The organism is Microbacterium plantarum (assembly GCF_035231185.1).
Lineage (GTDB): Bacteria > Actinomycetota > Actinomycetes > Actinomycetales > Microbacteriaceae > Microbacterium > Microbacterium plantarum.
Genome location: NZ_CP141117.1, coordinates 1,834,589 through 1,861,537 on the forward strand (window position 1 = coordinate 1,834,589; position 26,949 = coordinate 1,861,537).

The window sequence follows — 26,949 nt, forward strand, 5'->3', positions numbered from 1 at the left end:
TCCTGTGTCGTGCCCCTCCGGGGGGAGGTGGGCTGATCTCACGCTAGCGGCCCGATGCCATGCCTCCCCTCTGCGGTTCCTATGCGTTTGCATCGAGTTGCTCGCGCGATCGCCGCAGCGCCTTCAGCCCCTCCACCGCCAGGAAGATCGCGATGGCGAATCCGAGCGGAAGCAGCCAGTCCTGCACCGCGAGCGGGCGCGAATCGAACAGCGCGTTCATGAACGGCACGTAGGTGTAGATGAGCTGCAGCACGATCAGGGCCGCAGCCGACCACCAGATCACCCGGTTCCCGCGCAGCACGTCCGCGGTCAGGCTCGACCGGGTGAGGAACCGGCAGTTCAGGAGGAACGCCAGCTGCCCGAGCGCCAGCACGGACACCGACACGGTGCGTGCGACCTCGAGGTCTGCGCCCGTCGCCCGGCTGATCGCGAAGGCGGCGAGCGTCGCGCCCCCGATCAGCACCGATACGACCAGGACGAACATCAGCTCGCGCAGCGAGATGATCGGTCCTCCGCTCGCTCGTGGCGCACGGGACATGATCCCCGGCTCCGCCGGTTCGTACGCCAGCGCGAGCGACAGCGTCACGGCGGTCACCATGTTGACCCACAGCACCTGCACCGGCGAGAGGGGAAGAGCGAGCCCGAACACCACCGCGACGAGGATGACGAGCGACTGCGCGCCGTTGGTGGGAAGCAGGAAGACGATCGACTTCCGCAGGTTGTCGTAGATCCGCCGCCCCTCGCGGATGGCCGAGCGGATCGTGGCGAAGTTGTCATCGGCCAGTACGATCTCGGCTGCTTCCTTGGTCGCCTCCGTGCCCTTGATGCCCATCGCGACCCCGACATCGGCTCGCGTCAGCGCCGGAGCGTCGTTGACGCCGTCTCCCGTCATCGCGACGACTTCACCATGCGACTGGAGTGCGCGAACGATGCGGATCTTGTGCTCGGGACTCGTGCGCGCGTAGACGTCGACGTCGCGGACGACATCCTTCAGCTTCTCCTGGCTGAGCGACTCGAGCTCGCTGCCGGTCAGGACACGAGGCTCATCGTCCGCGACCAATCCCATCTCGCGGCCGATCGCCACCGCCGTCCCCGCGTGGTCGCCCGTGATCATCTTCACGCGGATGCCGGCATGGTGGCAGTCGGCGATGGCCTCGATGGCCTCGGGACGCGGCGGATCGACGATGCCCCAGAGCCCGAGGAACTCGAGCTCGTCGACGTCGTCGATGGCGACCTCGTCGAGCCGCGAGGGCTTGCGCGCTGCAGCGAGCACACGCAGACCCTCCGCACTCAGCTCGGCGACAGCGGCTTCCCAGAAGTCGCGGTCGAGCTCATCCGACCCCGCTGCCCCGCGCTGGCGCGTCGAACGATCGAGCAGCCGGTCGGGCGCCCCCTTGACGAGCAGCGCGCGCGAGCCGTCTGCGCCCTCGTTCAGCGTCGCCATGAACTTGTTCGCCGAGTCGAACGGCAACACGTCGATGCGCTTGACCCCCTCGGCATTGCCGACGCGTCCACCCTTCATCGCCACGACGCGCAGCGCGCCCTCGGTCGGCTCGCCGACCAGCTTCCAGCCGTCGTCATCCGCCACCACATCGGCGTCGTTGCACAGATCGGCGACCGCCAGCAGGGCAGCGAGGTCGGTGCCCGAGACGCCGTCGCCGTCGGCCCGCGTGATCTCCCCCGCGGGCTCGTAACCGAGACCCGAGACCTCGTAACGAGCGATCGGGGTGATGATGCGGCGAACCGTCATCTCGTTCTTCGTCAGGGTGCCCGTCTTGTCCGAGCACACGGTCGTCACCGAACCCAGCGTCTCGACGGCGGGAAGCTTGCGCGTGATGGCCCGACGGCGGGCCATCTGCTGGACGCCGATCGCCAGCGTGATCGTCACGAGCGCCGGAAGGCCCTCGGGAATCGCCGCCACCGCGAAGCCGATGGTCGCCGACACGAGCTCACCGAACGGCATCCCGTGCGCGAACCGGCCGATGAGCATCATGGCCGCGGCCATCCCGAGAATGACCAGGGTCAGGATCCTGCCGAAGGCGTCGAGCTGCTTGGTCAGGGGCGTGGCGAGCGAACCCGCTCCCCCGACGAGCTCCTGGATCCTGCCGATCTCGGTGCGTGCGCCGGTGCCCGTGACGATGCCGCGCCCCTGACCCGCAGCCACGATGGTGCCCGAAAACGCCATCGACGCGCGGTCGCCGACGCCGGCATCCGCATCGACAGGGTCGGTCTGCTTCGACGCGGGCACCGACTCTCCGGTCAGCGCCGCCTCGTCGATGCGCAGCTGGCTGGCCTGCAGGAGCCGGATGTCGGCGGGCACCTTGTCGCCCGGCGAGAGGCGCACCACATCGCCCGGCACGAGGTCAGCGGCGGCGACGCGGCGCCAGGCCCCGTCCCGACGCACGCTCGCCTCCGATGACAGCATCCCGCGGATGCCCGCGAGAGCCTTCTCGGCGCGTCCTTCCTGGACGAACCCGATCACCGCGTTGATGATCGCGACAGCAAGGATGACCCACACGTCGAGCCAGTCGCCCATGACGGCCTTGATCGCCGCGGCGGCCAGGAGGATGTAGATCAGCGTGTCGTTGAAGTGCGACAGGAACCGCAGCCACGCGGGCGTGCGCTTCGCCTCGGGCAGGAGATTGGGCCCGACCCTCGCCAGGCGCCTCGCCGCCTCGTCCGCGCTCAGTCCGTCGGGGCCGGTGCCGAGCGCCGCAGCGACCTCGCCTCCGGCGTGGGCGTATGGGTGAGGCGACTCGAGGTCCGCCTCGGAGACAGGGGCAGCCATGCGGCCGATCCTACGGCGTGCGGCCTCGCGAAACACCGGAGCCCGCCGCGCAAGGCCCGAAGCCGGGCGCGACGGGGATCAGGCGGCGCCGTCGAACATGCTGGTGACAGAGCCGTCCTCGAAGACCTCCTTGATCGCGCGCGCCAGGAGCGGGGCGATCGGGAGGATGGTGAGGCCGGGGAAGCGCTTGTCGTCACCGAGCGGGATCGTGTCGGTGACGACGACCTCGTCGATCGCGGCATCCTGCAGACGCTCGACCGCGGGGTGACTGAAGACGGCGTGCGTCGCCGCGACGATGACGCGCTCGGCGCCGTTGTTCTTCAGGGCCTGCGCGGCCTTGACGATCGTGCCACCCGTGTCGATCATGTCGTCGACCAGCAGGCAGACACGACCCCGGACATCACCGACGATCTCGTTGACGGTGACCTGGTTGGCGACGTTCGGGTCGCGCCGCTTGTGGATGATCGCGAGCGGAGCGCCGAGGCTGTCGGACCAGGTGTCGGCGACGCGGACGCGGCCGGTGTCCGGCGACACGACGGTGAGCTTCTCGCGGTCCTCCGGGCTCAGCGTGCGCTCGAAGTGCTCGAGCAGGACCGGCTTGGCGAACAGGTGGTCGACGGGACCGTCGAAGAACCCCTGGATCTGCGCGGCGTGAAGGTCCACGCTCATCACGCGGTCGGCGCCGGCCGTCTTGAACAGATCGGCGACGAGACGCGCGCTGATGGGCTCGCGGCCGCGACCCTTCTTGTCCTGCCGCGAGTAGGGGTAGTACGGCGCGACGACGGTGATGCGCTTGGCGGACGCGCGCTTGGCGGCATCCAGCATGATCAGCGTCTCCATGAGCCACTCGTTGACCGGCGGTCCGAACGATTGCACCAGGAAGAAGTCGCATCCGCGGATCGACACCTCGAAGCGGGTGAGGATCTCGCCCGATGCGAAGGTGCGGTGCTCGGTCGGGACGAGCTCCGTGCCGAGCTGCGTTGCTACATCGGCCGACAGCGCGGGGTGCGAGCCACCGGATGCCACGACGAGACGCTTCTTGGTCTTGGCGACCAGTCCCGGGGCGATGCCCCGCGAGACGTCGAGGTCAACCGTGTTCTTCTTGCGAGCCATCGTCCGCTTCCTGTGAAGACCGCACGCGTGCCGCTGCTGCGGCGGCTGCAGTACCGGGTCTGTTCTTCTCGACCCACCCTGCGACATTGCGCTGGGGGGCGACGCTGAGCGCGAGAGCACCGGCCGGGACGTCCTTGCGGATGACCGCTCCGGCGCCCGTCTTGGCGCCCTCACCGATCTTAACCGGCGCGACGAAGACGTTGTGCGAGCCGGCGTGGACCTCGTCGCCGATCACGGTGCGGTGCTTGGCGAGGTCGTCGTAGTTCGCGGTGATGGCACCCGCCCCCAGGTTCACGCCGCGGCCGATCTCGGCGTCGCCGACGTACGACAGGTGCGGGACCTTGCTGCCTTCCCCGATGACGGCGTTCTTCGTCTCGACGAACGTGCCGATCTTGCCGCGCTCGCCGAGCTGCGTGCCCGGCCGGATGTACGAGAAGGGCCCCACGGTCGCGTCGGCCCCGATGACGGCGAGGGTCGCGTCGCTCCGCGTGACGGTCGCGCCCGCGCCGACCTCGCAGTCCGAGAGGCTGGTGTCGGGCCCGATCGTCGCACCCTCCGCGATCACCGTGGCACGCAGGATGTGCGTGTTCGGCAGAACGGTCACGTCGGGGGCCAGCGTCGCCGTGACGTCGATCCACGTCGTGGCGGGGTCCTGCACGGTCACCCCCTCGAGCTGCCAGCGGCGCACGGTGCGGGCGTTGAGCAGGCGCGCGGCCTCGGCCAGCTGCACCCGGTCGTTGACGCCGACGATGAGATTCGCGTCCGCGACGAGCTGCGCGGCGACCGCGAGCGCGTCGTTGCGGAGCATGCCGACGACATCGGTGAGGTACTTCTCGGCCTGCACGTTGGCGATGCTGATGCGGCCGAGCCGCTCGCGCAACGGCGCTGCCTGGAAGACGTAGACCCCGGCGTTGACCTCGTCGACGGCGCGCTCGGCATCCGACGCGTCCTTGTGCTCGACGATGCGGTCGACGCTGCCCGCGGTGTCACGGATGACGCGACCGTAACCGGTCGGGTCGCTCAGGCGTGCGCTCAGCATCGTGGCGGCGGCGCCCGATGCACGATGGGTGCGCAGCATCTCGCCGAGCGTCGCGTCATCGAGAAGGGGGACGTCCGCGCTGAGTACGAGCACGTCACCGTCGAAGTCCGGCAGCTGGTCGAGAGCGACCTCGACGGCCCGGCCGGTGCCGGGGATCTCGTCCTGGTCGACGACGACGACCTCGGGCGAGACGCCGAGCACGGCCTCGGCGACGCGATCGCGCTCGTGCCGGACGACGACGAGCACGTGAGCGGGTGCGAGGTCGCGTGCCGTGTCGAGCACATGGCCGACGAGGGGGCGACCGCCGATGCGGTGCAGCACCTTCGGGAGGGAGGACTTCATCCGCGTCCCCTGCCCCGCGGCGAGGATCACGACAGCGAGACGGGGGTCGAGTGGGGTGTCGCTCATGCTCCGCCGCCAGGACTCGAACCTAGACCTCACAGCTCCAAAGGCTGTCGTGCTGCCATTACACCACGGCGGAACGCCGCACGCAGGTGCAGCCCGACAAGTCTGCCAGAGCGCGCGGGGTCGCGTCTGCGCCGCGGCTGAGTCCCGCCCCGCGGGTCGGGATAATGGTGCCATGGCACACGAGACCGACGAGGTGGACCGCATCGTCGGTGCGTGGTCGCTGCAGCGCCCCGACCTCGACTTCTCCCCCCTCGGGGTGCTCTCGCGCGTCGACCGGCTGTCGCGTCACCTCGACCGGGCGCGGCGCGAGGCGTTTCGCCGCAGCGATCTCGAGCCGTGGGAGTGGGACGTGCTCTCGGCCCTGCGCCGCGCGGGCGAGCCCTACCAGCTGAGCCCGAAGCAGCTGCTGCAGCAGACCCTCGTCTCGAGCGGCACGATGACCAACCGCATCGACCGGCTCGTCGCGCGCCGGCTCGTTCGGCGCGAGGCCGATCCGGGCGACGGGCGCAGTGTCCTGGTGACCCTCACCGACGACGGACGCATCCGCGTGGATGCGGCCATCACGCGTCTCGTCGACGCGGAAGCCGTGCTTCTGTCCGGCCTGTCGAAGGGCGACCGGGACCGCCTGGCGTCGCTGCTGCGCAAGCTGTCGCTGGGGTTCGACGGCTCTCCCCCGCCGGCGTCCGCCTGACGCATCCCGCTCCGGCTGACAGCGGCCCCGCCGCGGGCGTGGCCTAGCCTGGAAGCAATATGGCGCATCTTCTGGGAGCCGAGGGCCTTCGCCTCGAGTATCCGACCAAAGTGGTGTTCGACGGGGTCTCCCTCGGAGTCGACGAGGGCGACCGCATCGGCATCGTGGGCCGCAACGGCGACGGCAAGTCGAGCCTCCTGCGCATGCTCGCGGGGCTCGTCGAGCCCGATTCGGGCCGCGTGACGGTTCGCGGCGGCACCCGGGTGGGCGTCCTGGCGCAGGCGGACGACCTCGACGACGACCTCCGGGTGCGCGACGCGGTGGTCGGTGACCTCGCCGATCACGAGTGGGCGGGCGACGCCCGCGTGCGCGACGTCATCGCGGGCCTTCTCGGCGACCTCGACTGGGAAGGTCCGATCCGCGGGCTCTCCGGCGGTCAGCGCCGTCGCGTCTCGCTCGCCGCGCTCCTCGCGGGCGATCACGACGTCATCTTCCTCGACGAGCCCACGAACCATCTCGACGTCGAGGGCATCTCGTGGCTCGCCGAGCACCTCAAGCGCCGCTGGTCGGCCGGTTCCGGTGCGCTCCTCGTCGTGACGCACGACCGCTGGTTCCTCGACGAGATCTGCACCGCGACCTGGGAGGTCCACGACCGCATCGTCGAACCGTTCGAGGGCGGCTACGCGGCGTACATCCTGCAGCGGGTCGAACGCGACCGGCAAGCCGCCGCCATCGAGGCCCGACGGCAGAACCTCGCCCGCAAGGAGCTGGCGTGGCTGCGCCGCGGCGCCCCCGCCCGCACCTCGAAGCCGAAGTTCCGCATCGACGCGGCGAACGAGCTGATCGCCGACGTTCCCGAGATCCGCGATCGGGTCGCGCTGCAGTCGCTCGCGGTGTCGCGACTGGGTAAGGATGTCGTCGACGTCCTCGACGCCGGTGTCAGCTACGGCGATCGCGTCGTGCTCGAGAAGGTCGAGTGGCGCATCGCGCCGGGCGAGCGCACCGGCATCCTCGGCGTGAACGGCGCGGGCAAATCGACGCTCCTCGGGCTCATCTCCGGTACCGTCGAGCCGACCGCGGGACGCGTCAAGCACGGCAAGACCGTCAAGGTCGCGACCCTCTCCCAGCGCATGAGCGAACTGGACGAGCACCTCGACCAGCCGGTCCGCGTCGTCATCTCGAATCTGCGGACGAGCTACACGATCGGCTCGGGATCGAAGGCGCAGGACCTGACCCCGGGGCAGCTCCTCGAGCGCATGGGGTTCAGCTCGGCGCAGCTCTCGACGCCGGTCAAGGACCTCTCCGGCGGGCAGAAGCGGCGTCTCCAGCTGCTGCTCATCCTGCTCGACCAGCCGAACGTGCTGATCCTCGATGAGCCGACCAACGACCTCGACACCGACATGCTGGCGGCCATCGAGGACCTGCTCGACTCGTGGGCCGGCACACTCATCGTCGTCTCGCACGACCGTTACTTCCTCGAGCGCGTGACCGATCAGCAGTACGCGATCCTCGGCGGGCGGCTGCGACATCTTCCCGGCGGTGTCGACGAGTACCTGCGGCTGCGACGCGAGCAGCCCGGGCGCACGGGGTCGACCTCAGCGGCATCCGCTCCGGCATCGGGTGGCGGGGCGGCGAGCCCGGCGGCCCCCACTCTGAGCGGCGCGGAGCGGCGAGCGGCCGAGAAGGAGATCTCGGCGATCGACCGCCGTCTCGAGAAGATCCAGGGCGAGATCGCGGCCGTCGACGCCCAGCTCGCGGAGGCTCACGACGACTTCGAGCGGATCATGAGCCTGCAGCGCCGGCGCGATGAACTCGTCGCCGAGACGACGACCCTCGAGGAACGCTGGCTCGAGCTCGGCGAGGCCATCGACGGCTGAGTGCGCGCCGCACGACGAAGCCCCCGGCGCTGTGCGCACCGGGGGCTTCATTGCGGATCAGACGAGTCCGTTGTCCTCGAGGAACTTCTTCGCGATCGCGGCCGGCTCGAGCTTGTCGACCGTGCTCTGGACGTTCAGGGCGACCAGGGCCTCGGGGGTGAGCTTCGCGCTGACGGCGTTGATGGTGTCCTCGACCTCGCCAGCGAGGTCCTTGTTGACGACCGGGACGACGTTGGACGCGAGGAAGAGCCCCTCGGGGTCTTCGAGCACGACGAGGTCGTCGGTCTGGATGCGCGGGTCGGCCGTGAAGACGTTCGCGACGTTGACGGTGCCGGCGACGAGGTCGTCGACCGTGGTCTCGCCGGTCGCCTGGAAGCCGACCTCGATGCCGTAGGTGTCGGCGAGGCCCGTCGGGCCGTAGGGACGCTGCTCGAGCTCGGCCGGGCCGCCGAGGGTCAGCGGCTCGGTGACGTTCGCGAGGTCGGCGATCGTGGTCAGGTTCCACTGCTCGGCGAACGCCGCCGTCACGGTGTACGAGTCCTGGTCGCTCGCGGTCGCCTGGTCGAGCACCGTGAGGTTCTCGGGGAGCGCGTCGGCGAGAGCGGCATACACGTCCTCGGAGGTGCGGGCGGTGGTGTCCTCGTCGAAGTACTGCAGCAGGTTGCCGGTGTACTCCGGGAACAGCGTCAGCGAGCCGCTCTCGAGCTCGGGCAGGTACGCCTCGCGCTGGCCGGTCGTGAACTGACGGTCGACGGTCTTGCCTGCGCCCTCGAGCGCCTGGGCGTAGATCTCGGCGATGATCTCGTTGGAGTAGTAGTCCTGCGAGCCGATGACGATGGTGCCGTCGGCGGGGGCCGCCGACTCGCCGCCGCCTTCCGCGAGCGGGTCGGAGCTCGCGCATCCGGCGAACAGGGTGGTGGCGGCGAGCACGCCGACACCGGCCGTCAGCAGGCGGCGGGTGGTGAAGCGGGACATGGGTTCCTCTTTTCGATGGTGCGGGAGTTCGGTGCTGTGGGTCGGGAAGGTCGGTCAGGCGGTCGCGGCGACGGGCCGGCGGTTCCGCTGCGGGGCGTCGGCGGCGCGCACACCGCGTGGCGCGCTGAGACGTTGCAGGAGGGCGAAGACGGCGTCGAGCAGGAGGGCGAGCAGCGCGAGGATCAGTGCGGCGCCGAGCACCTGGTCGATCGCGCGGAGGTCGATGCCCTGGATGATGCGGAAGCCGAGCCCCCCGAGGTCGGTGTACCCCGCGATCGTCACGGTCGCCACCACCTGCAGCACCGCGGAGCGCAGTCCGCCGATCAGGAGCGGCAGGCCCAGAGGAACCTCCACGCGCCAGAGGATCTGCCACTCCGTCATGCCGACGGCCCGGGCGGCGTCGATCGTGCGGCGATCGATCGCCTGCAGTCCGCTGTAGGCGCCCGCGAGCAGCGGCGGGATCGCCAGCACGACGAACGTGATGAACGCCGCCTCGGTCTTCTGGGTGACGCCCAGCAGCAGGATCAGCAGGATCAGCAGTCCGAACGAGGGGATGGCGCGGGCCGCTCCCGAGACGGCCACGGCGAACTCGCGGCCCTTCCCCGTGTGGCCGATGGCCCAGCCGATCGGTACGGCGATGAGCGCGGCGATCAGGACCGAGACGAAGGTGTAGAACAGCTGCTGGCCGATCAGGAACGGCACCGAGTTGCTGCCCGTGTACTGGGCGGGGTCGAGGATCCAGGCGATCGCGTCGACGAAGACGTTCATGCGGTCACCTCCCGTCGGCGGCGCGCGCGACGATCGCGGCGGGCCGAGCCCGCGTGCGCCCAAGGCATCACGAGTCGTCCGATCAGTACGAGCAGCGCATCGATAACGAGCGCGATGATCGCGACGGCGACGATGCCGGCGAACACCTCTTCGAGCAGGCGGCGCTGGATGCCGTTGGTGAAGAGATACCCCAGGTTGGTGACGCCGACGAGGATGCCGACGGTCGCGAGCGACACCGTCGAGACGGCCATGACCCGCAGGCCGGCGAGCAGCACGGGTCCGGACAGCGGCAGGTCGACCGCCCAGAAACGACGGAACCCGCCGTATCCCATGGCCGTGGCCGCCTGCCGGACGCCGGGGTCGACCGAGTCGAAGCCGTCGGCGACCGAGCGGGTCTGGATCGCGATGGCGTAGATCGTCAGCCCGACGATGAGGTTCGTCTCGGTGCGGATGCCGTACCCGAGCGCGCTCGGCAGCAGAACGAGCAGCGCGAGCGAGGGGATCGTGTAGAGAAGCCCCGTCAGGGTGATGACCCACCCGCGCAGCAGGCGATAGCGCCACGCGACCCACCCGAGCGGCACCGAGAGGACGAACCCGAGCACGATCGCGATGACGCTCTGCCGGATGTGATCCAGAGCGAGCGAGAAGATGAGGTCGAGATTCGACCAGATCCACGACACGTCAGGCGTCGCCTTCGACCAGGGTGCCCTGCGTGCGCCCCTCGGAATCGACGAGAACCGCGCCGTTGGCCGTCCGCTCGACGCGCAGGGCGCGCTTGCCCCGGTCGACGCCGATGAAGCTCGCGACGAACTCGTCGGCCGGGTCGCGGATGATCTCGCTGGGCGAGCCGACCTGCAGCTTCCGGGCGCCGGCCGCGAGGATCACGACCTGGTCGCCGAGGAGGAACGCCTCGTCGATGTCGTGGGTGACGAAGACGACGGTCTTGCCGAGCTCGCGCTGCAGACGCAGCAGCTCTTGCTGCAGCTCGTCACGCACGATGGGGTCGACCGCGCCGAACGGCTCGTCCATCAAGAGGATGTTGGGGTCGTTCGCGAGGCCCCGGGCAACTCCCACGCGCTGCTGCTGGCCACCCGACAGCTGACTCGGGTAGCGATCGGCCATCCGGGTGTCGAGACCGACCGTCTCCATCAGCTCGAGCGCCCGGCGACGCGCGTCACGCCGGCTCGTGCCGGTCAGCACGGGCACCGTGGCGATGTTGTCGGCGACGGTGAAGTGCGGCAGCAGCCCCGAGTTCTGCATGACGTATCCGATACGGCGGCGCAGATGCACCGGCGAACCGGTCGCGACGCTCTCGCCGTCGATCTCGATGGCTCCGGAGGTCGGCTCGACCATGCGGTTGATCATGCGGAGCAGCGTCGTCTTGCCGCATCCCGACGATCCGACGAAGACGGTCGTCTTGTGCGAGGGGATGACCAGAGAGAAGTCCTGCACCGCGCGGGTGCCGTCGGGGAACTCCTTGACGACGTCGCGGAACTCGATCACGCGTTCAGCTCTCGATGACGACCGAGCGGTCGAATGCGACGTAGCCGGAGAAATCTGTGCCGACGCGCTCGATCGCGGTCGGGTACGGCGTGGGGTAGGACCACGCCTTGTCCGAGGAACCGGCGACGTCGAAGTACTGGGCGTCACCCTTCCACGCGCACGTGTACGCGGTGTCGCTCTCGGTCAGGACGCCCGGAGCGATGCTCCGCGGCGGGAAGTACCAGTTGCCCTCGATCCGCACGAGATCGCTCTCGTCGGCTTCGGCGATGATCGTGTCGCCCAGTCGTGCACGCATGGCGCCGCCCTCCGTTGTGGTCTCTCACGCTAGCGTTCGGAGCCGACACTCGGGCCGTGTTGCGTCATGTCGCGAAATGGACTAAACAGCGCATCCCGGCTCGGGCGGAGCGATCAGTACCAGAGGCCGACGCGGGGAACGATCGTCGATGCGAACATGCGCGAGGATGCCGCGAGGTCGGTGCCGGTCAGGCGTCCAGCGCGCCCGAGAGTCTCGGGCGACACACCGCCGAGATAGACGGCCGCGAGCGCGACGACCGACAGCTCGAGCACATCGGCGCCGGCCGTATCGGCATCCGCCGCCGTCGCCACCGCGCCCTCGCCGTCGTCATCGACCGTCAGGAGGTACTCGCCGGTGGCGATCCCGAGCGGGTCGCTCACTCGCAGCAGCACGCGCCCCGCGGAGCCGTAGGTGCGCGCGCGGAGGGCGGCCGGCACGTCGAGGATGCGCAGGTACTGGTGGTCGAACACCGAGACCGAGGCGGCCCGCCGATCGCCGATCATCCACAGCACCGCCTCGTCGACCGAGCACAGCTCCGCGCGGACGTGGGCCACCAGGTCGAGCTCCAGCAGGAACCGCCAGAGCGCCGCGTACGCATCGTCGGTCTCGGCGATGAGGATCGTCACCTTCGCGGTGCCCTTGACGATGTCCCGCTCATGAGGCGCGAGCGAGTAGGTCAGGATGCCGCGCACCTCGCCCGCGGCGTCGCGATACTGCACGCAGCGGATCGCTCCCCCGTCCTTCTCGTCGGGATCCGTGCCGGTGAAGCGGTCGCCGTGTCCCGGCGGCAGCGCGATGTCGCCGGGGGTGCGGTGACGCGTGCGCTCGTGCAGCGTCGCCACGAGGTCGCGTGCGGCCGTCCGATCGATGAAATCGAGGCGCCCGTCGGGCGTCGGACCCGCCCAGCGCACCCGGCGGGTGTCGATGTCGAGGATCGCGGCGGAAGCCGCCGAGGCGAAGCCGTAACGGCCGTAGAGCGTCGACTCGGTCACCGTGAGCATGGCGATGGGAAGCCCGGCCGCCGCGACGGTGCGCACCTCGCCCTCCAGGAGCGCCCGCGCGATGCCTCGGCGCCGGTGCGTCTGCGCGACGGTCACGGCGCTGATCGCACCGGCGGGGATCGTTCCGCCCGGCACGGTGAGCTCGGAGGGCCACGACGCGATCGTGCCGACCGCCACCTCCGGCATCGGCCCGCTCTCGTCGAACACGCCGGTCAGGCGCCGACCGCTGTTCCTGCCGCGTGCGCCGGCGATCTGCTCGGGCGAGCGCTCGCCGTCCTGGAAACCGCGCGAGACGGCCTGGATCCAGCCCTCGAACGCCGGTTCGCCGGCGGCCACGGTCAGGTACGTCAAGCCGCGCTCGGCGAGCGCGCGATGCGACGCCTCGTCGACGTCACGGTTCAGCAAGGAGGTCTGGGGCTCGGTCATCGGGTCACCACTTTCGCGCCCGTCACCGGGCCGGAGATGTGACGGGCACGGTGGCCCATCGCGGACAGGTTCTGCTCGATGCCGCGCGCCGCGTCGGCGTCGGCGGCGAGGAAGGCCAGCGTGGGGCCGGAGCCCGACACGAGGCCGGCCAGCGCGCCGATCTCGACGGCGCGATCGAGCAGCTCGCCCAGGTCGGGGCGCAGCGCGCACGCGGCATCCTGCAGATCGTTGCGCAACGCGCCCGCGAGCAGGTCGGGGGAACCCGAACGCAGGGCCTGCAGGACGACCGGGTCGACCTCCGGCGGCTCGGGCCGTGGCGCGATGTCGGGACGGCGTTCGGCTCGCAGCCGATCGAGCTGCGCGTACACCTCGGGGGTGGAGAGTCCGGCTTCGTCGATCACCACGACCCAGTCGAAGCGGGCCCGCCCCAGCGCCGGGCTCAAGCGATCGCCGCGTCCCGTCCCGACGGCACTGCCGCCCATGAGAGAGAAGGGGACATCGGCGCCCAGTCGCGCTGCCAGCTCCTGCAGTGCCGGGGAGGTGAGCCCGGCGCCCCACAACGCGTCGCAGGCCACGAGGGCGGCGGCGGCATCCGCCGAGCCTCCGCCCATGCCGCCGGCCACCGGGATCGCCTTGCAGATCTCCAGGTGCACGCCGCCGAGATACCCCACCTCGCGCGCCACCATCCGTGCGGCGCGCAGAGCGAGGTTGCGATCATCGAGCGGAACGCCGGGCACGGGCGCACCCGCCTCATCGACGACGCTCACGCTGAAGTCGTCCGCCGGTGTGGCGACCAGGTCCTCGTACAGCGAGACGGCTTGATAGACCGAGGCGACGTCGTGGTAGCCGTCGTCCTGGACGGACCCGACGTCGAGGAACAGGTTGATCTTGCCGGGAGCCCGCACACGCACGCGGTCGGGGACGGCGCTGAGGCTCATGAGCCGTCCGGCCCGTCCCAGATCGAGCCGATGCGGGAGGCGATGTCGTCGATCCGCTCGAGCTCGTCCTCGGTGAGGTCGGGCCCGTCGAGCGCCGCCAGGTTCTCGTCCAGCTGAGCGGTGCGCGATGCGCCGATGAGAGCCGAAGCAACCACCGGGTCACGCAGCGTCCACCGGATGGCGAGCTGGGCGAGGGTCTGCCCACGATCGCGCGCGAGGTCGCCGAGCTCGCGCAGGCCCGCCAGTGCGGACGCCGACAGCCGCCCGTCATCGGGCAGCGAGAAGCGCTGCATCGACCGCTCGGACGTGCCGTCGTCGAGATACCGCCCCGTCAGCAGACCCTGCTGCAGCGGCATGAAGCCGATGGCGCCCATCCCGTCTCGGCGCAGCTGGTCGGTCAGGCCGTCCTCGATCCAGCGGTTGAGGATGGAGTACGAAGGCTGGTGGATCACCAGCGGCGTGCCGAGGTCGCGGGCCACCGCGGCGGCTCGAGCGGAGTTCTCGGCCGAGTACGACGAGATCCCGACGTAGAGCGCCTTGCCCTGACGCACGAGCGCGTCGAGCGCTCCCACCGTCTCCTCGATCGGGGTCGTGTCGTCCTCGCGGTGCGAGTAGAAGATGTCGACGTAGTCGACGCTCATCCGCTTCAGCGACTGCTCGGCGCTCGCGATCAGGTACTTCCGTGAACCGTGGTTGCCGTAGGGGCCGTCCCACATGTCGTACCCCGCCTTCGACGAGATGATCAGCTCGTCGCGGTAGGGCGCGAAATCCTCGCGCATCATGCGTCCGAAGTTCGTCTCGGCCGAACCGTAGGGCGGCCCGTAGTTGTTGGCGAGATCGAAGTGCGTGATGCCGCGGTCGAAGGCGTGGCGCAGCACCTCGCGCTGACGGTCGAAGGGGATGTTGTCGCCGAAGTTCCACCACAGCCCGAGCGAGATCGGCGGCAGGAACAGCCCGGAGGCCCCGACCTGGCGGTACCCGCTGCTCTCGTAGCGATCGGGGGCTGCGGTATAGGGACGGTGCAGGTCTCCGCCGCGCGAGGCGGGGAAGCGGGGCGAGGCGGTCACCGTCCGAGCCTATCGAGCGCGCACCCGCCTGCGTCCTCATTCGCGCAGAGTCTCCGAGGTGCGCGGAAACACCGATGTAACGGAGAATGTCTAGTCTGCCTACCGAGACAATCATCCCCCGAGGAGGAAACCCTGGCCCTTTCCGCTCTGCCCCGCCGCGAGAACCCCTGGATCGATCTGCCCGCGAGCCGCGACGACGTGATCCTCGACGAAGGCGTCCTGCGCCTCGTCCACGAGACCACGACGCCGGACGGCGCCCGCACCGCCGACCTGCTGCTGATCGCCGACGCGCTCGAGTCCGCCGGCATCCGCACGCTGCTCATCCGGCACGATCTCCACACGCCCGCGCTCGCGATCGACCTCGCGGACGCGCACAGGACGGCGGCGACCCTGCGCAGCCTCGGTCAGCGCGAGCCGCTGTATCTCAAGGCGAAAGGCACGGCCCCTGTTTTCGCGGCCGATGCGGACATCCCCGATTCCGCACCCCACGCGCTCCGGGCCTACCGCCCCCGCGTCAGCGCTGGCGGAGGCCGGCGGTACGACCACGAGTACGGCGTGCGCGTGGAGTTCTGGCGGTTCGGCGAGACGGCCGTCGAGGCTCCGCAGGCGAATGCGCTCATGCGGCGCATCACGCCGGCGCAGGACGTGCACATCGTGAGCGGGTCGCGGTACGGACGCGAATGGCAGACGGTGGTCGGAATGCTCGACCCGCACCCCCGCGAGGTCACCCACGACATCGACATGGTGTTCTCGTGGGTCGACGGCTCGGCGAGCGAGTTCCAGCGGCAGCGCGCCGCCCAGCTCTCCGAGTACGTCGTCGGCGAGGGAGATGACGGTCCGGCCCGCTATCGGCACGTCGACGAGCTCCGCTACGCCCTGCGGAGCGTGCACATGTACGCGCCGTGGGTGCGGCGGATCTTCATCGCGACGGACTCCCCCGCGCCCGCATGGCTCGCCGACCACCCGAAGGTGACGATCGTGCGCAGCGAGGAGTTCTTCGCCGACCCCTCCACTCTGCCCACGCACAACTCGCACGCGGTCGAGGCCCAGCTGCACCGCATCGACGGGCTGGCCGAGCACTTCCTGTACTCGAACGACGACATGTTCTTCGGTCGCCCCGTGCATCCCGAGCTCTTCTTCTCGCCGGGCGGCATCTCGTCGTTCGTCGAGTGCGACGTGCGCATCGGCGCGGGCGACCCGCGCCTGGAGCGCTCGGGCCACGACAACGGCCTGCGCGTCAACCGAGCCCTGTTGCAGGAGCGCTTCGGGCGCGTCATCGTCCGCGACCTCGAGCACTGCGCCGCTCCCCTGCGCCGCAGCGTCATGCGGGAGCTCGAGGAGACGTTCCCCGAGGACTTCCGCCGCACCGCGGCATCCCGCTTCCGCGCTGCGACCGACATCTCCGTGACCAACTCGCTCTACCACTACTACGCGATGTTCACGGGGCGCGCGCTGCCGACATCGGTGCCGCGCACCCGGTACGTGCAGACGACGCTCGCCCGCTCGCTCGCCGGAATGGAGCGGCTGGCGAAGCGTCGCGACATCGACATGTTCTGCCTGAACGACGGCGGCGAGACCGAGGTTCCGGAGGAGATCCGGGTCGCATCGCTGCGCGATGTGCTGGAGCGGATGTTCCCGATCCGCGCGCCCTGGGAGATCCCGGCGGTCAGCGAAGGACGGGCACGGGACGCGTCGGCGGCGCGCTCCGGCGTGAAGCGCTGACGGGCGCGATCCCGGCCTCGGCAAGCCGCCGCTGAGCCTCGCCCGCGTCGGTGTACTCGAGGGTGGCCGGCGCATCGACCGGCACGACCGAATGCACGACCGTGTCGTCGTACACGTGGACGAAGTTGAACGACTGCGCGCCGTCCTGCGGGCGCGTGCCTCCCACGGGAACCGTGAGGTCCTGCGCGTAACAGGTCGAGGACGCCACCGAGACCGGGATGCCGGCGAACGTCGCGAAGGTCGAATAGTGCAGGTGGCCCGCGATGATGGCGCGCACGTCCGAGCCCGCGAGCACAGCGGCGAGCGAGCGCTGGTCGCGGAGCTCGACGCTGGCCGCCAGCGGCAGGACGCTCGGGACCGGCGGATGATGCATGGCGAGGATCGACCCCAGCGGGGCGGGGGTCGACAGCACCTCGCGCAGCCACGCCAGCTGCGCGGGGCGCACTTCGCCGTGATGGGCGCCGGGGACGCTGGTGTCGAGCGTGATGAGCCGAAGCCCGTCGATCTCGTCGACGCGATCGGCGGCCTCAGCGGTGCCGGGCTCGCGCCACAGCGTCTCGCGGAATCCCTCACGGTCGTCGTGGTTTCCCATGACCCAGAAGACGCGCGTCCCGAGACGCTCGGCGAACGGCTCGACCAGGTCGCGCAGCTCGGCGTACGCACCGCGCTCGCCGAGATCGACGAGGTCGCCGGTGAAGACGATCCCGTCGGGGCGGAGGGCGGCCGTCTCGATGGCGTCGAGGGCCCGGCGCAGGTGGGCGGCCGCGTCGACGCGGTCGAACAGCTGGGAGCCGGCCGCTCGCAGGTGGGTGTCGCTCAGGTGCAGCAGCACCCTCTCGGGTGCCGGGTACTCGGCGGTTCGCATCGTCTCTTCCGGGTCGGGTGATGCTCGCCGCGACGTTCGCGGCTCGTCCCGAATGTTACCGGCATGTTTCGGGAGAACCCGATGACGCGCTGATGAGCGTTCAGTGAACAGATGCCCCGAGCCGCACGAAATCGTCGATCGTGAGCTGCTCGCCACGCAGGGTCGGGTCGATGCCGACGGCTTCGAGAGCCGCCGACGCCGTCGCCGCGGTTCCGCCGAACAGCGGCGAGACCGCCTGGCGGAGCATCTTTCGCCGCTGGCCGAATGCCGCGTCGATGATCTGGAACGTGCGGCGGCGGAGGGCTTCGTCGCCGCGCCCCTCGGCATCCCGCTCGAAGGCGACCAGCAGGCTGTCGACGTTCGGGACGGGCCAGAACACCTGCCGCGACACCGTGCCGGCGAGACGCCACGATCCGTACCACGCGGCCTTCGCGCTCGGCGAGCCGTAGATCTTCGACCCGGGCGCAGCGGCGAGGCGTTCGGCCACCTCGGCCTGCACCATCACCACACCGCGCCGCAGATACGGGAAGGTCTCGAGAAAATGCAGCAGGACGGGAACGCTGACGTTGTACGGCAGGTTCGCGACGAGCACGGTCGGCTCGCCCGGAAGCTCGGTGACGCGCAGCGCGTCGGCGTCGACGACCGTCAGCGCGCCGTCGGCGACGCCGTGCCGGGCCGCGGTGACCGGAAGGTGCGCGGCGAGGCGGTGGTCGATCTCGACCGCTGTGACGCTCGCTCCGGCCTCGAGGATCGCGAGCGTCAGCGACCCCAGACCGGGTCCGATCTCGACGACCCGCTCACCGGGCTGGACGCGGGCGGCGTGCACGATCTTGCGGACGGTGTTGGCGTCGACGACGAAGTTCTGCCCGAGCTTCTTGGTCGGCGTCACGTCGAGTTCGGCCGCGAGGGCGCGGATCTCGGCGGCACCGAGCAGGGTCACAGGCATGAGGACCAGCCTAGTTGCGCGGCGCCGCGTCGCCCGGCGGACGGCGCGGCGCTGCAGGTCATACGTCCGCGGAGACGCCAGCGGCAGCCCGAGCGGCGCCCGGCAGCGCCTCGAGGATCCGGCCGAGGGCGACGTCGTCGTGCGCGGCGGTGAGGAACCATGCCTCGAACGCCGAGGGGGGAAGCGACACCCCCGCGTCGAGCATCGCGTGGAAGAAGGCCGCGTAGGCGCCGGCATCCTGACGCGTCGCCGTCTCGTAGTCGGGGACGCCCGCGACCACCGCCGAGCCGAAGAAGACGCTGAAGAGCGTTCCCGCGCGCTGGACGATGTGCGGCACACCGGCCGCATCGAGGGCGGCCGAGGCCGCGACGGAGACCGTGTCGGCCGCTCGCGAGATGCGCGCGTAGACGTCGGCGTCGGCGAGCCGGAGGGTGGCGAGACCGGCCGCGACCGCGACGGGATTCCCCGAGAGCGTGCCGGCCTGGTAGACGGGGCCGAGGGGCGCGAGCAGATCCATGATCTCAGCGCGTCCCGCCAGCGCCGCGACCGGAAGACCACCTCCGACGACCTTGCCGAAGGTGAGCAGGTCGGGAGCGACGTCTTCGCCCGTCTCGCGCAGGACTCCCCAGTAGCCCGAGGGTCCGGAGCGGAATCCGGTCAGGACCTCGTCGCTGATGAGCAGCGCGCCGTGCCGGGTCGTGAGCTCGCGGAGGAACGTCGTGAAGCCGGGCACGGGCGGGACGACCCCCATGTTCGCGCCGGCGGCCTCGGTGATCACCGCGGCGATGTTCGGGCCGTGCTCGGCGAAGACGGCCTGGAGGGCGGCCCGGTCGTTGTAGGGCACCACGAGGGTCTGCGCGGCGATCGGAGCGGGGACGCCCGCCGATCCGGGCAGGGCGAGGGTCGCGAGTCCCGAGCCGGCCTGAGCGAGGAGCCCGTCGGAGTGACCGTGATAGTGGCCCGAGAACTTCACCAGCAGGTCACGTCCGGTCGCACCGCGCGCGAGCCGGATGGCGGTCATGGTCGCTTCCGTGCCCGTCGAGACGAGACGGATCTTCTCCGCGATCGGCACGCGGCGGCGGATCTCCTCCGCCAGCTCGGTCTCGGCGGGGGTCGACGCACCGAACGACAGACCGCGGCGGGCAGCGTCGACGACGGCGTCGATGACCTCGGGATGAGCGTGTCCGACCAGCGCCGGCCCCCAGCTCGCGACGAGGTCGACGTAGTCGCGTCCCTCCGCGTCGGTGACGTAGGGACCGGTCGCGGAAACGTAGAAGCGCGGTGTGCCCCCCACCGAGCCGAAGGCGCGGACCGGGGAGTTCACACCTCCGGGGATGACAGCCCGGGCACGGTCGAACAGTTCGTCATTGCGGGTCATGCGAAGTCCTTTCCAGCGCGGATCCAGTCCGCCACCTCGCGGGCCCAGTACGTGAGGATCACATCGGCACCCGCGCGCCGGATGCCGACGAGCGACTCGGCGATCGTACGGTCACGATCGATCGCGCCGGCCCGCGCGGCCAGCTCGATCATCGCGTACTCCCCCGACACCTGGTACGCCCAGACCGGCACTGTGGCGGCTTCCGCGACGCGCGCGAGCACATCGAGGTACGGGCCCGCGGGCTTGACCATGACGTAGTCTGCGCCCTCGGCGATGTCCTGAATCGCCTCGGCCAGCCCCTCACGCCCGTTGGCGGGGTCGAGCTGGTACGTACGGCGGTCGCCCTGCAGAGTCGATTCGACGGCGTCGCGGAAGGGCCCGTAATAGGCCGAGGCGTACTTCGCTGAGTACGCCAGCAGCGCGACGTCGCTGTGACCGGCCTCGTCGAGCGCGGCTCGGATGACGGCGACCTGGCCGTCCATCATCCCCGACAGCCCCAGCACCTCGGCACCGGCCCGAGCCTGGGCGAGCGCCATCCGCGCGTAGACCTCGAGGGTCGCGTCGTTGTCGACCGACCCGTCGGCCGCGAGCAGCCCGCAATGACCGTGGTCGGTGAACTCGTCGAGGCACAGGTCGGCCTGCACCGTGATGCGTCCCTGAGCGGCGTCTCGCGCGACGCGGATCGCGCGATTGAGGATGCCGTCCTCGGCGACCGCCCCCGATCCCTCGGCGTCGCGGACGGCCGGAACGCCGAAGAGCATGATGCCGCCGATGCCCGCGTCCGCGGCATCCGTCACGACGCTCGCGATGGCCTCGATCGGATGCTGCATGACGCCCGGCATGCTGGCGATCGGCAGCGCCTCGTCGATGCCCTCCTTCACGAAGACCGGCAGCACCAGCTGCGCGGCGACGAGGTGGTGCTCGGTCGACAGGCGGCGCATCGCGGGGGTGCGGCGCGTGCGGCGCAGGCGCCGCTCGGGGAAGGTGCTCATGGGGAATCCTCTGGTGCGGGTCGCGCGTCGAGCTCTGCGATGAGGGCGTCGACGCTCTGCGAGTGTGCGGTGTGGTGCACGGTGTAGCCGAGCTTCTCGGCGTCGCGCGTGGTGCCGGGACCGATCGAGGCGATGAACACCTCGGGCCCGGGGATGCCGACCTGACGGCGGAGCTCGCGCCCGACGCTGAGCGACGTGAGGAGCACGGTGTCGATCTTCCCGGTGCGCACCTCCTCGGCGATCTCGGGGGTCAGGTCGACCCCGACCGTCCGGTACGCGATGCAGACGTCGACCTCGTAGCCCTGGAGCTCGAGCTCGTCGCTGATGACGGCCATCGCCAGGTCCGAGCGGAGCACGAGACAGCGCCCCGTCGATCGCGGCGAGCGTCCGGCGCACCACTGCGCGATCATGTTGGTCGCCGACGAGGTGCCGACCGGCACGAACTCGACCTCGAAGCCGGCGTCGGCCACGGCGCGCGCAGTCGGGCGGCCGACCGCGGCGATGCGCGTTCCGATCGGGATGCTCACTCGTTGGGCGACGAGCTGCTCGACGGTCGCGGCGCTCGTGATGAAGACCCAGGCGTACTCCCCCGCAGCCAGAGCGGTGAAGGCGGCGTCGCGGGCGGCGAGATCGCGCGGGGGCCGCGACTGGATGAGGGGCGCGATCACGCCGGTCGCGCCGCGGCGCTCGAGTTCATCGCGCACGCGCTCGCCCCAGGATCCCCCGCGGGGGATCAGGATGCGGCGTCCCTTCAGGCCGCCCGTCATCGGCTCGTCCCCGGCAGATCGGCGATGTCCGCGGCACCGCCGTCCAGCAGCTCGGCGACGACATCGGCGGCGACCGACTCACGCTCGCCCTCGGAGGTCAGGTCGGCGCGCAGGGCACGCTGGGCGCGCACCGTGCGGTCGCCCCCGGGCGCGTAGACCTCGGCGACGAAGACGGACTCGGCCGCGAGCCCGGTGACCGAGATCCCCACCGGCGCGGCACACCCGGCCTCCAGGCGGCGGAGGACCGCACGCTCCAGGAGGGCGCGCGACGACGACTCGGCGTCGTCGATCAGCGCGACCGCGCGACCGATCGGTCCGTCGAGGTCGACCGTGCGGATCTCGACCGCGAGGGCTCCCTGACCGGCCGATGTCGGCCACTGGTCGAGCCCGAAGACCTCGCCGATCGCCGCGTCGCGCTCGATGCGCCGCAGCCCCGCCTCGGCGAGGACGATCGCGTCGTACTCACCGTCGCGCATCTTGCGCAGGCGCGTGTCGATGTTCCCGCGGATGTCGCGCACACGCAGGTCGGGCCGGCGCCGGAGGACCTGCGCGACGCGGCGCGGCGACCCAGTGCCGATGACGGCCCCCTCGGGCAGACCGTCGAGAGTCGTCTCCTCGCTCGGACCGCACAGCACGTCGCGCTGCGGAGCCCGCGGCGGCACGGCACCGATGGTCAATCCCGGGTAGGGCGCGGTGGGAAGGTCCTTCATCGAGTGCACGACGAGGTCGCAGTCGCCCCGCAGCAGCGCCTCGCGCAAGGCGGTGGCGAACACACCGGTACCGCCCATCTGCGCGAGCGAGCCGGTCAGCACATCGCCGTCAGTGGTGATCTCGACGAGCTCGACGGTGATCCCGGTTGCATCCGTGATCGCGTCGGCGACGTGGCGCGACTGGGTCGTGGCGAGCAGGCTCGCCCGTGTCCCGAGACGGAGCACCGGCGCCGCGGACCTGTCGACGTCGTGTGCACCGGCTGTCACGGCGCCACCCCCGCGAGCGCCGGCTGGAAGCCCAGGCGCTTGTTCTCGCAGCATCCGGGACGGCACACGTCGTACCAGGGGCCCAGTGAGGTCACCGCGGGACGCTCCTCGACGGGCGTCCCCTCGAGCCGCTCCTCGACGAGGTCGACCAGACCCGCGACGTAGGCCGGGTGCGTGCTGGGCGACGCGGTGCGCACCGCGAACAGCCCGTGCTCCTCGGCCGTCTCCATCGCCTCGGTGTCGAGGTCCCAGAGCACCTCCATGTGGTCGCTGACGAACCCGAGCGGCACGATCAGCACGGCCTTGCGCCCCGCGGCGGGCAGCTCGGCGATCGCGTCGTTGATGTCGGGCTCGAGCCACGGCACGGACGGCGGGCCCGACCGGCTCTGGAACACCAGCTGCCACGGGCTCGTCGTGCCGAGCTCGGCCACGATCGCCTCCGCGACAGCGGTGTGCTGCGCGACGTACGCGCCACCGGGGCCGAAGCCGCGCTCGGGCGGGCCGGAACGGTCGGCGTCGGAGTTCGGGATCGAGTGCGTCGAGAAGAGGATCTCGATGTCCTCCTCGGCGATGCCGCGCTCGCGCACCTTCGCCAGGCCGTCGCGGATGCCGTCGACGAACGGAGCGACGAACCCGGGGTGGTCGAAGAACTGCCGGACCTTATCGATCTCGACCTCGCCCGCCAGTCCGGTGGCCTCCATCGCGTCGGCCAGGTCTTCGCGGTACTGGCGGCACGACGAGTAGGAGCTGTAGGCGCTCGTCGCGATCGCGATGACGCGACGATGCCCGTCGGCGTGCAGGTCGCGCAGGGCATCGTCGACGTACGGCATCCAGTTGCGGTTGCCCCAGTACACCGGCAGCCCGAGGCCGCGCGCGGCGATCTCCGCCTCGAGGGCGGCCTTGAGCTCGCGGTTGTGCTGGTTGATCGGCGACACGCCGCCGAAGTGGCGGTAGTGGTGCGCGACCTCTTCGAGGCGCTCGTCGGGGATGCCGCGCCCGGCGGTGACGTTGCGGAGGAACGGCAGAACGTCGTCCTGGCCCTCGGGGCCACCGAAGCCGAGGAGGAGGAGCGCGTCGTACGACGTGGGCTCGCTCACGTGGGGCGCTCCCCCGCACGACGCCGGACCGGCGGCGGGAACCGCGCAGCCGGGGGCGCACGGCGGCGCGCTCTGGGCACGCGGGGGCTTGGGGCGGAACTCGTTCGCGCTCATCAGGACAGCACCTCCGCCAGCTCGGACACCTCGACGCGTCGGCCGGTGTAGAAGGGCACCTCTTCACGGACGTGCCGCCGCGCATCGGTGGCGCGCAGGTCGCGCATGAGGTCGACGAGACTGATCAGCTCGTCGCTCTCGAGGGGCAGGAGCCACTCGTAGTCGCTCAGGGCGAAGGTCGAGACGGTGTTGGCGATGACGTCCGAGAACTTCGCGCCGCGGCGGCCGTGCTGGGCGAGCATCGCCGAGCGCTCCTCCTCGGGCAGCAGGTACCACTCGTAGCTGCGCACGAACGGGTAGAGGCAGAGCCAGTCGCGGGCGTGCTCGCCGCGAAGGTAACCGGGAACGTGCCGCTTGTTGAACTCCGCCTCGCGGTGCACGCCCATGGCGCTCCACTCGAGGTCGAAGGCGGCCAGCGCGGCCGTCCGCCCAAGTTCGCGCAGGGCGCGCTGCAGCGCCGCCGGGTCGTCGTCGGAGCCGGGGGCGGTGTGCAGCCAGACCATCAGATCGGCGCCGGCACGCATGCCGGTGACGTCGTACAGGCCACGCACCGTCACTCCTGCGTCGGGCAGTCCGGCGACGACGCGCTCGAGTTCGGCGAGGTCGGCGTCGGTGGGCGTCTGCGGCCGCGGGCGCGGGCCCGCGAGGATCGCGAAGAGGGTGTAACCGAGCGGGATCTGTTCTTCGGTCATCGGGAGTCCTTTCGAACGGAGGGAACGGCGAAGAGCTCATGGGCCAGCGCGCGGGCGTGCGGGATGACCGAGGCGAGTCCGGTCCCGGCGGCGACGGCGCCGGTGACGTGGATGCCGCGGGCGGCGGCATCCATCACCGTCGCCGTCCACGCCTCGGACTCGGCCGGGACGACGGCATCGCGCCAGCGGGTGGTGATGATCTCACCGACGTCGCTTCGGTCGACGCGCGCACCGGTGAGATGCGAGATCTCGCGGGCAACGGCTGCGGCGGAGTCGAGGCCGGCGGTGTCGTCGGCACGCGCTGAGAGGCGCACGACATGCGTTCCCTCGGGCAGCGCTTCCCGGGCCCAGGCCCACTTCGCGTCGATGTGGGTGAGAGCCTTGGCCGCGGTGCGCGCGTCAGGAGCGACGATGACGCCGGAGCCGACCGGCTCCGCAGACAGGTCGTCGGAGGTGACCGCCGCGGTGAGCAGGCGAACCGCGGGCTGGATCGGCGCCGTGGCGGCTGCGTCGATGGCGCCGCTGTCCTGCCCGAGCAGGGCTGCGGCGCCTCGCGGGCCGGTCGCGATGACGACGTGCTCGGCCCGGATCGTCCCGCCGTCGGCGAGCGCCACCGTGACGCCGGAGCCCCGCGCCGAATCGACCCGGCCGACCGCGGTGCCGGTGCGGATCACCGCGCCTCGCTCGGCGGCGAGGCTGGCGACGGCGTCGGCGAGCCGCCACATGCCCCCGGAGATCCCGCCCACAGCGGTTCCGCCGGGCGCGTTCGGGGCGACCTCCGCGGCCGCGGCCAGCAACGATCCGGTTCGCTCGAACGCCGCCCACATCTTCGGGTGAAGACGCGGGAGCGGAACGGCCGCGGCCGGCTGCGAGTAGATGCTGCGGCAGAGCGGATCCACGAGAGCACGGAGGAGGCCTTCGCCGAGGCGTTCTTCGACGACGTCGGCGAGCGAGGCGGTCGGGTCGATCGGGGCGTCGAGCACCTCGGCGGCGGCCCGCTCGGCCGCGCGGTCGCCGATGATCGCGACCACATCCGAAGCGAGCGGGTCGGCCGGGATGCCGATGACCGTGCGTCGCGGCAACGGCAGACGGCTCCACCGGGTGCCGGGCAGGCCGACGCCGTGCTGCGAGACCAGGTGCGCGGGACCCGACCGCGGTGCGACGACCTCGAGCGGCAGGGCGAAGTCGGCGATGAGTCGCGGCACCGCATCGGTCCGCTTGGCGAAGGACTCCGCCCCGAGGTCGACGTCGATTCCGGCGATGCGCCCACGGCGCAGCATCCCGCCGATCTGGTCATCGGACTCGAGGACGGTGACGCGCTTCCCCGCTGTCACGGCTTCGAGCGCGACGACCAGCCCGGCGATACCGGCCCCGACGACGACGACGTCGGTCTCGACGGTCATGCCGACCGCCAGGCGTGAACTGTCCGCACCACCGAGCTGATGGCGTCGGGATCGGCTTCCATGGGCACCCCGTGCCCGAGGTTGAACACGTGTGCGCGGGCCGCACGCCCGGCCTCGAGGATGCGCGCGATCGCCGCGTCGCGGACCTCGGTCGGAGCGAAGAGCAACGCGGGATCGAGGTTGCCCTGCAGCGTCAGGTCGCCGCCGACCCGACGAGCGGCCTCGTCGAGGGGCACGCGGTAGTCGACTCCGAGGGCGTCGATGCCGATCGAGGCCATGTCACGCAGGATCTCGCCCGTCCCGACACCGAAGTGCACGAGCGGGATGTGGTCGATGCCCGAGCCGACGGGGACCGGGAGAGCTCGCACGGCGTCGAACGACGCCGCGGATGCCGGCAGAGCCGCCGCGCGGTAGTCCTCGGGAGGGAGACCGCCCGCCCACGAGTCGAACAGCTGCGCGGCGCTGGCGCCGGACTCGACCTGCAGCGCGAGGAACTCCCCCGTCACGCGGGCGAGCCACTCCGTCAGCGCTCGCCAGGCAGCCGGGTCCTCGTGGATCAGACGGCGGGCGGCCAGGTGGTCCTTGGACGGTCCGCCCTCGACGAGGTAGGCGGCGAGGGTGAACGGGGCTCCGGCGAAGCCGATGAGCGGCAGCGGCTCGCCGCGCGACTCGGACTCCTCGGCCAGCATCCCGGTCGTCAGCTCGACGGCACGGGCGATGGCCTCGCCGCGTTCGCGCACGAGAGCGGGATCGATCTCGACGGCGCGGGCGATGTCGGCCGCCGTCCGCAGCGGCTGGGCGAAGACGGGTCCGCGACCCGCCGCGATCTCCACCTCGATGCCGAGGATCGCCAACGGCACGATGATGTCGCTGAAGAAGATCGCCGCGTCGACGCCGTGCCGGCGTACCGGCTGGAGCGTGATCTCGCTGGCGAGCTCGGGCGTCAGGCAGGCGTCGAGCATCGTGCCCTGCGAGCGCAGCGCACGGTATTCGGGCAGTGACCGGCCGGCCTGGCGCATGAACCAGACGGGGGTCTTCTCGACGCGTTCGCCGAGCAGGGTGCGCACGAGCCGGCTCGAGCCGGTGGCGTGCGTGACGAGAGGGTGG

Annotated in this window: 24 protein-coding genes and 1 tRNA gene; 3 read left to right on the top strand and 22 right to left on the bottom strand. The window is 71.0% G+C overall.

Features of this window, described 5'->3' with window-relative positions; genetic code table 11:
- Positions 1-79: 79 nt before the first annotated feature.
- From VC184_RS08815 to VC184_RS08830, 4 genes are all read right to left on the bottom strand, one after another.
- Positions 80-2,788, bottom strand: coding sequence for an HAD-IC family P-type ATPase (locus VC184_RS08815; RefSeq protein WP_323985801.1), 2,709 nt, complete (start codon positions 2,786-2,788; stop codon positions 80-82).
- 78 nt (positions 2,789-2,866) lie between these two features.
- Complete coding sequence (locus VC184_RS08820) at positions 2,867-3,901, bottom strand: ribose-phosphate diphosphokinase (RefSeq protein ID WP_112617994.1); 1,035 nt, start codon at positions 3,899-3,901, stop codon at positions 2,867-2,869.
- Complete coding sequence (glmU, locus tag VC184_RS08825; protein WP_274179528.1) at positions 3,876-5,348, bottom strand: bifunctional UDP-N-acetylglucosamine diphosphorylase/glucosamine-1-phosphate N-acetyltransferase GlmU; 1,473 nt, start codon at positions 5,346-5,348, stop codon at positions 3,876-3,878. The genes VC184_RS08820 and glmU overlap by 26 nt, the downstream gene beginning before the upstream one ends.
- 1 nt (position 5,349) lies before the next feature.
- Positions 5,350-5,421: transfer RNA gene (locus tag VC184_RS08830), tRNA-Gln, on the bottom strand.
- Positions 5,422-5,520: 99 nt separating this feature from the next.
- Between VC184_RS08830 and VC184_RS08835 the strand changes: the two genes are divergently transcribed.
- Positions 5,521-6,039 carry a MarR family winged helix-turn-helix transcriptional regulator gene (locus VC184_RS08835; RefSeq protein ID WP_274179529.1) on the top strand — a complete coding sequence of 173 codons (519 nt, stop codon included), beginning with the start codon at positions 5,521-5,523 and terminating at the stop codon, positions 6,037-6,039.
- Positions 6,040-6,098: 59 nt separating this feature from the next.
- Positions 6,099-7,916, top strand: a complete 1,818-nt coding sequence (locus tag VC184_RS08840) for an ABC-F family ATP-binding cassette domain-containing protein (protein WP_274179530.1) — start codon at positions 6,099-6,101, stop codon at positions 7,914-7,916.
- A gap of 57 nt (positions 7,917-7,973) precedes the next feature.
- Here the strand turns inward: VC184_RS08840 and VC184_RS08845 are convergent, their stop codons facing one another.
- The 8 genes from VC184_RS08845 to VC184_RS08880 form a co-directional block, all read right to left on the bottom strand.
- The gene (locus VC184_RS08845) at positions 7,974-8,891 is read right to left on the bottom strand and encodes an ABC transporter substrate-binding protein (RefSeq protein WP_023950327.1); all 918 of its coding nucleotides are present in this window, start codon (positions 8,889-8,891) and stop codon (positions 7,974-7,976) included.
- A 54-nt stretch (positions 8,892-8,945) separates the two neighbouring features.
- Positions 8,946-9,659, bottom strand: a complete 714-nt coding sequence (locus VC184_RS08850) for an ABC transporter permease (RefSeq protein WP_112618041.1) — start codon at positions 9,657-9,659, stop codon at positions 8,946-8,948.
- Positions 9,656-10,339: an ABC transporter permease gene (locus tag VC184_RS08855; protein ID WP_282501043.1), complete on the bottom strand. Its 684-nt coding sequence runs from the start codon at positions 10,337-10,339 to the stop codon at positions 9,656-9,658. Before VC184_RS08855 ends, VC184_RS08850 begins: the two co-directional genes overlap by 4 nt.
- A 1-nt stretch (position 10,340) precedes the next feature.
- The gene (locus tag VC184_RS08860; RefSeq protein WP_114589291.1) at positions 10,341-11,162 is read right to left on the bottom strand and encodes an ABC transporter ATP-binding protein; all 822 of its coding nucleotides are present in this window, start codon (positions 11,160-11,162) and stop codon (positions 10,341-10,343) included.
- A gap of 4 nt (positions 11,163-11,166) precedes the next feature.
- On the bottom strand, positions 11,167-11,457 hold the full coding sequence (locus tag VC184_RS08865) for a DUF427 domain-containing protein (protein WP_112617988.1): 291 nt from the start codon (positions 11,455-11,457) through the stop codon (positions 11,167-11,169).
- A 113-nt stretch (positions 11,458-11,570) separates the two neighbouring features.
- On the bottom strand, positions 11,571-12,884 hold the full coding sequence (locus tag VC184_RS08870; protein WP_282501044.1) for a GNAT family N-acetyltransferase: 1,314 nt from the start codon (positions 12,882-12,884) through the stop codon (positions 11,571-11,573).
- Complete coding sequence (locus tag VC184_RS08875) at positions 12,881-13,822, bottom strand: 4-(cytidine 5'-diphospho)-2-C-methyl-D-erythritol kinase (protein ID WP_274179535.1); 942 nt, start codon at positions 13,820-13,822, stop codon at positions 12,881-12,883. Before VC184_RS08875 ends, VC184_RS08870 begins: the two co-directional genes overlap by 4 nt.
- Complete coding sequence (locus tag VC184_RS08880) at positions 13,819-14,889, bottom strand: aldo/keto reductase (protein WP_114589289.1); 1,071 nt, start codon at positions 14,887-14,889, stop codon at positions 13,819-13,821. The genes VC184_RS08875 and VC184_RS08880 overlap by 4 nt, the downstream gene beginning before the upstream one ends.
- Before the next feature lie 198 nt (positions 14,890-15,087).
- Here VC184_RS08880 and VC184_RS08885 point away from each other — a divergent pair, with 198 nt between their 5' ends.
- Positions 15,088-16,611: a stealth conserved region 3 domain-containing protein gene (locus tag VC184_RS08885; RefSeq protein ID WP_323985806.1), complete on the top strand. Its 1,524-nt coding sequence runs from the start codon at positions 15,088-15,090 to the stop codon at positions 16,609-16,611.
- Here VC184_RS08885 and VC184_RS08890 read toward each other — a convergent pair.
- The 10 genes from VC184_RS08890 to hemE form a co-directional block, all read right to left on the bottom strand.
- Entirely contained in the window at positions 16,556-17,476 is a 921-nt protein-coding gene (locus VC184_RS08890) for a phosphodiesterase (RefSeq protein WP_323985808.1), read from the bottom strand. The two genes, VC184_RS08885 and VC184_RS08890, sit on opposite strands and share 56 nt — an antisense overlap.
- 100 nt (positions 17,477-17,576) lie before the next feature.
- Positions 17,577-18,422, bottom strand: a complete 846-nt coding sequence (gene rsmA / locus VC184_RS08895) for a 16S rRNA (adenine(1518)-N(6)/adenine(1519)-N(6))-dimethyltransferase RsmA (RefSeq protein WP_323985810.1) — start codon at positions 18,420-18,422, stop codon at positions 17,577-17,579.
- 58 nt (positions 18,423-18,480) lie between these two features.
- A complete protein-coding gene (gene hemL, locus VC184_RS08900; protein ID WP_282501046.1) occupies positions 18,481-19,800 on the bottom strand; it encodes a glutamate-1-semialdehyde 2,1-aminomutase in 1,320 nt (439 codons plus the stop codon).
- Positions 19,797-20,792 (bottom strand): porphobilinogen synthase, encoded by a 996-nt coding sequence (gene hemB / locus VC184_RS08905; protein WP_323985812.1) that lies wholly within the window; start codon positions 20,790-20,792, stop codon positions 19,797-19,799. The genes hemL and hemB overlap by 4 nt, the downstream gene beginning before the upstream one ends.
- Positions 20,789-21,559 carry a uroporphyrinogen-III synthase gene (locus tag VC184_RS08910; RefSeq protein WP_112617980.1) on the bottom strand — a complete coding sequence of 257 codons (771 nt, stop codon included), beginning with the start codon at positions 21,557-21,559 and terminating at the stop codon, positions 20,789-20,791. The genes hemB and VC184_RS08910 overlap by 4 nt, the downstream gene beginning before the upstream one ends.
- Complete coding sequence (gene hemC, locus VC184_RS08915) at positions 21,556-22,536, bottom strand: hydroxymethylbilane synthase (RefSeq protein ID WP_274179542.1); 981 nt, start codon at positions 22,534-22,536, stop codon at positions 21,556-21,558. Before hemC ends, VC184_RS08910 begins: the two co-directional genes overlap by 4 nt.
- On the bottom strand, positions 22,533-23,747 hold the full coding sequence (locus VC184_RS08920) for a ferrochelatase (RefSeq protein ID WP_274179543.1): 1,215 nt from the start codon (positions 23,745-23,747) through the stop codon (positions 22,533-22,535). Before VC184_RS08920 ends, hemC begins: the two co-directional genes overlap by 4 nt.
- Complete coding sequence (gene hemQ / locus VC184_RS08925; RefSeq protein WP_323985814.1) at positions 23,747-24,439, bottom strand: hydrogen peroxide-dependent heme synthase; 693 nt, start codon at positions 24,437-24,439, stop codon at positions 23,747-23,749. Before hemQ ends, VC184_RS08920 begins: the two co-directional genes overlap by 1 nt.
- The gene (locus tag VC184_RS08930; RefSeq protein WP_274179545.1) at positions 24,436-25,842 is read right to left on the bottom strand and encodes a protoporphyrinogen/coproporphyrinogen oxidase; all 1,407 of its coding nucleotides are present in this window, start codon (positions 25,840-25,842) and stop codon (positions 24,436-24,438) included. The genes hemQ and VC184_RS08930 overlap by 4 nt, the downstream gene beginning before the upstream one ends.
- Positions 25,839-26,861, bottom strand: coding sequence for a uroporphyrinogen decarboxylase (gene hemE / locus VC184_RS08935; protein WP_282502583.1), 1,023 nt, complete (start codon positions 26,859-26,861; stop codon positions 25,839-25,841). Before hemE ends, VC184_RS08930 begins: the two co-directional genes overlap by 4 nt.
- Between the last annotated feature and the right edge of the window lie 88 nt (positions 26,862-26,949).

What these genes read in the sequence shown, in the direction of transcription:
- VC184_RS08815 (WP_323985801.1), bottom strand. Translation starts at nt 2,788, where the DNA reads ATGGCTGCCCCTGTCTCCGAGGCGGACCTCGAGTCGCCTCACCCATAC.
- VC184_RS08820 (WP_112617994.1), bottom strand. Translation starts at nt 3,901, where the DNA reads ATGGCTCGCAAGAAGAACACGGTTGACCTCGACGTCTCGCGGGGCATC.
- glmU (WP_274179528.1), bottom strand. Translation starts at nt 5,348, where the DNA reads ATGAGCGACACCCCACTCGACCCCCGTCTCGCTGTCGTGATCCTCGCC.
- VC184_RS08835 (WP_274179529.1), top strand. Translation starts at nt 5,521, where the DNA reads ATGGCACACGAGACCGACGAGGTGGACCGCATCGTCGGTGCGTGGTCG.
- VC184_RS08840 (WP_274179530.1), top strand. Translation starts at nt 6,099, where the DNA reads ATGGCGCATCTTCTGGGAGCCGAGGGCCTTCGCCTCGAGTATCCGACC.
- VC184_RS08845 (WP_023950327.1), bottom strand. Translation starts at nt 8,891, where the DNA reads ATGTCCCGCTTCACCACCCGCCGCCTGCTGACGGCCGGTGTCGGCGTG.
- VC184_RS08850 (WP_112618041.1), bottom strand. Translation starts at nt 9,659, where the DNA reads ATGAACGTCTTCGTCGACGCGATCGCCTGGATCCTCGACCCCGCCCAG.
- VC184_RS08865 (WP_112617988.1), bottom strand. Translation starts at nt 11,457, where the DNA reads ATGCGTGCACGACTGGGCGACACGATCATCGCCGAAGCCGACGAGAGC.
- VC184_RS08870 (WP_282501044.1), bottom strand. Translation starts at nt 12,884, where the DNA reads ATGACCGAGCCCCAGACCTCCTTGCTGAACCGTGACGTCGACGAGGCG.
- VC184_RS08875 (WP_274179535.1), bottom strand. Translation starts at nt 13,822, where the DNA reads ATGAGCCTCAGCGCCGTCCCCGACCGCGTGCGTGTGCGGGCTCCCGGC.
- VC184_RS08890 (WP_323985808.1), bottom strand. Translation starts at nt 17,476, where the DNA reads ATGCGAACCGCCGAGTACCCGGCACCCGAGAGGGTGCTGCTGCACCTG.
- rsmA (WP_323985810.1), bottom strand. Translation starts at nt 18,422, where the DNA reads ATGCCTGTGACCCTGCTCGGTGCCGCCGAGATCCGCGCCCTCGCGGCC.
- hemL (WP_282501046.1), bottom strand. Translation starts at nt 19,800, where the DNA reads ATGACCCGCAATGACGAACTGTTCGACCGTGCCCGGGCTGTCATCCCC.
- hemB (WP_323985812.1), bottom strand. Translation starts at nt 20,792, where the DNA reads ATGAGCACCTTCCCCGAGCGGCGCCTGCGCCGCACGCGCCGCACCCCC.
- VC184_RS08910 (WP_112617980.1), bottom strand. Translation starts at nt 21,559, where the DNA reads ATGACGGGCGGCCTGAAGGGACGCCGCATCCTGATCCCCCGCGGGGGA.
- VC184_RS08920 (WP_274179543.1), bottom strand. Translation starts at nt 23,747, where the DNA reads ATGAGCGCGAACGAGTTCCGCCCCAAGCCCCCGCGTGCCCAGAGCGCG.
- hemQ (WP_323985814.1), bottom strand. Translation starts at nt 24,439, where the DNA reads ATGACCGAAGAACAGATCCCGCTCGGTTACACCCTCTTCGCGATCCTC.
- VC184_RS08930 (WP_274179545.1), bottom strand. Translation starts at nt 25,842, where the DNA reads ATGACCGTCGAGACCGACGTCGTCGTCGTCGGGGCCGGTATCGCCGGG.
- hemE (WP_282502583.1), bottom strand. Translation starts at nt 26,861, where the DNA reads ATGCGCCAGGCCGGCCGGTCACTGCCCGAATACCGTGCGCTGCGCTCG.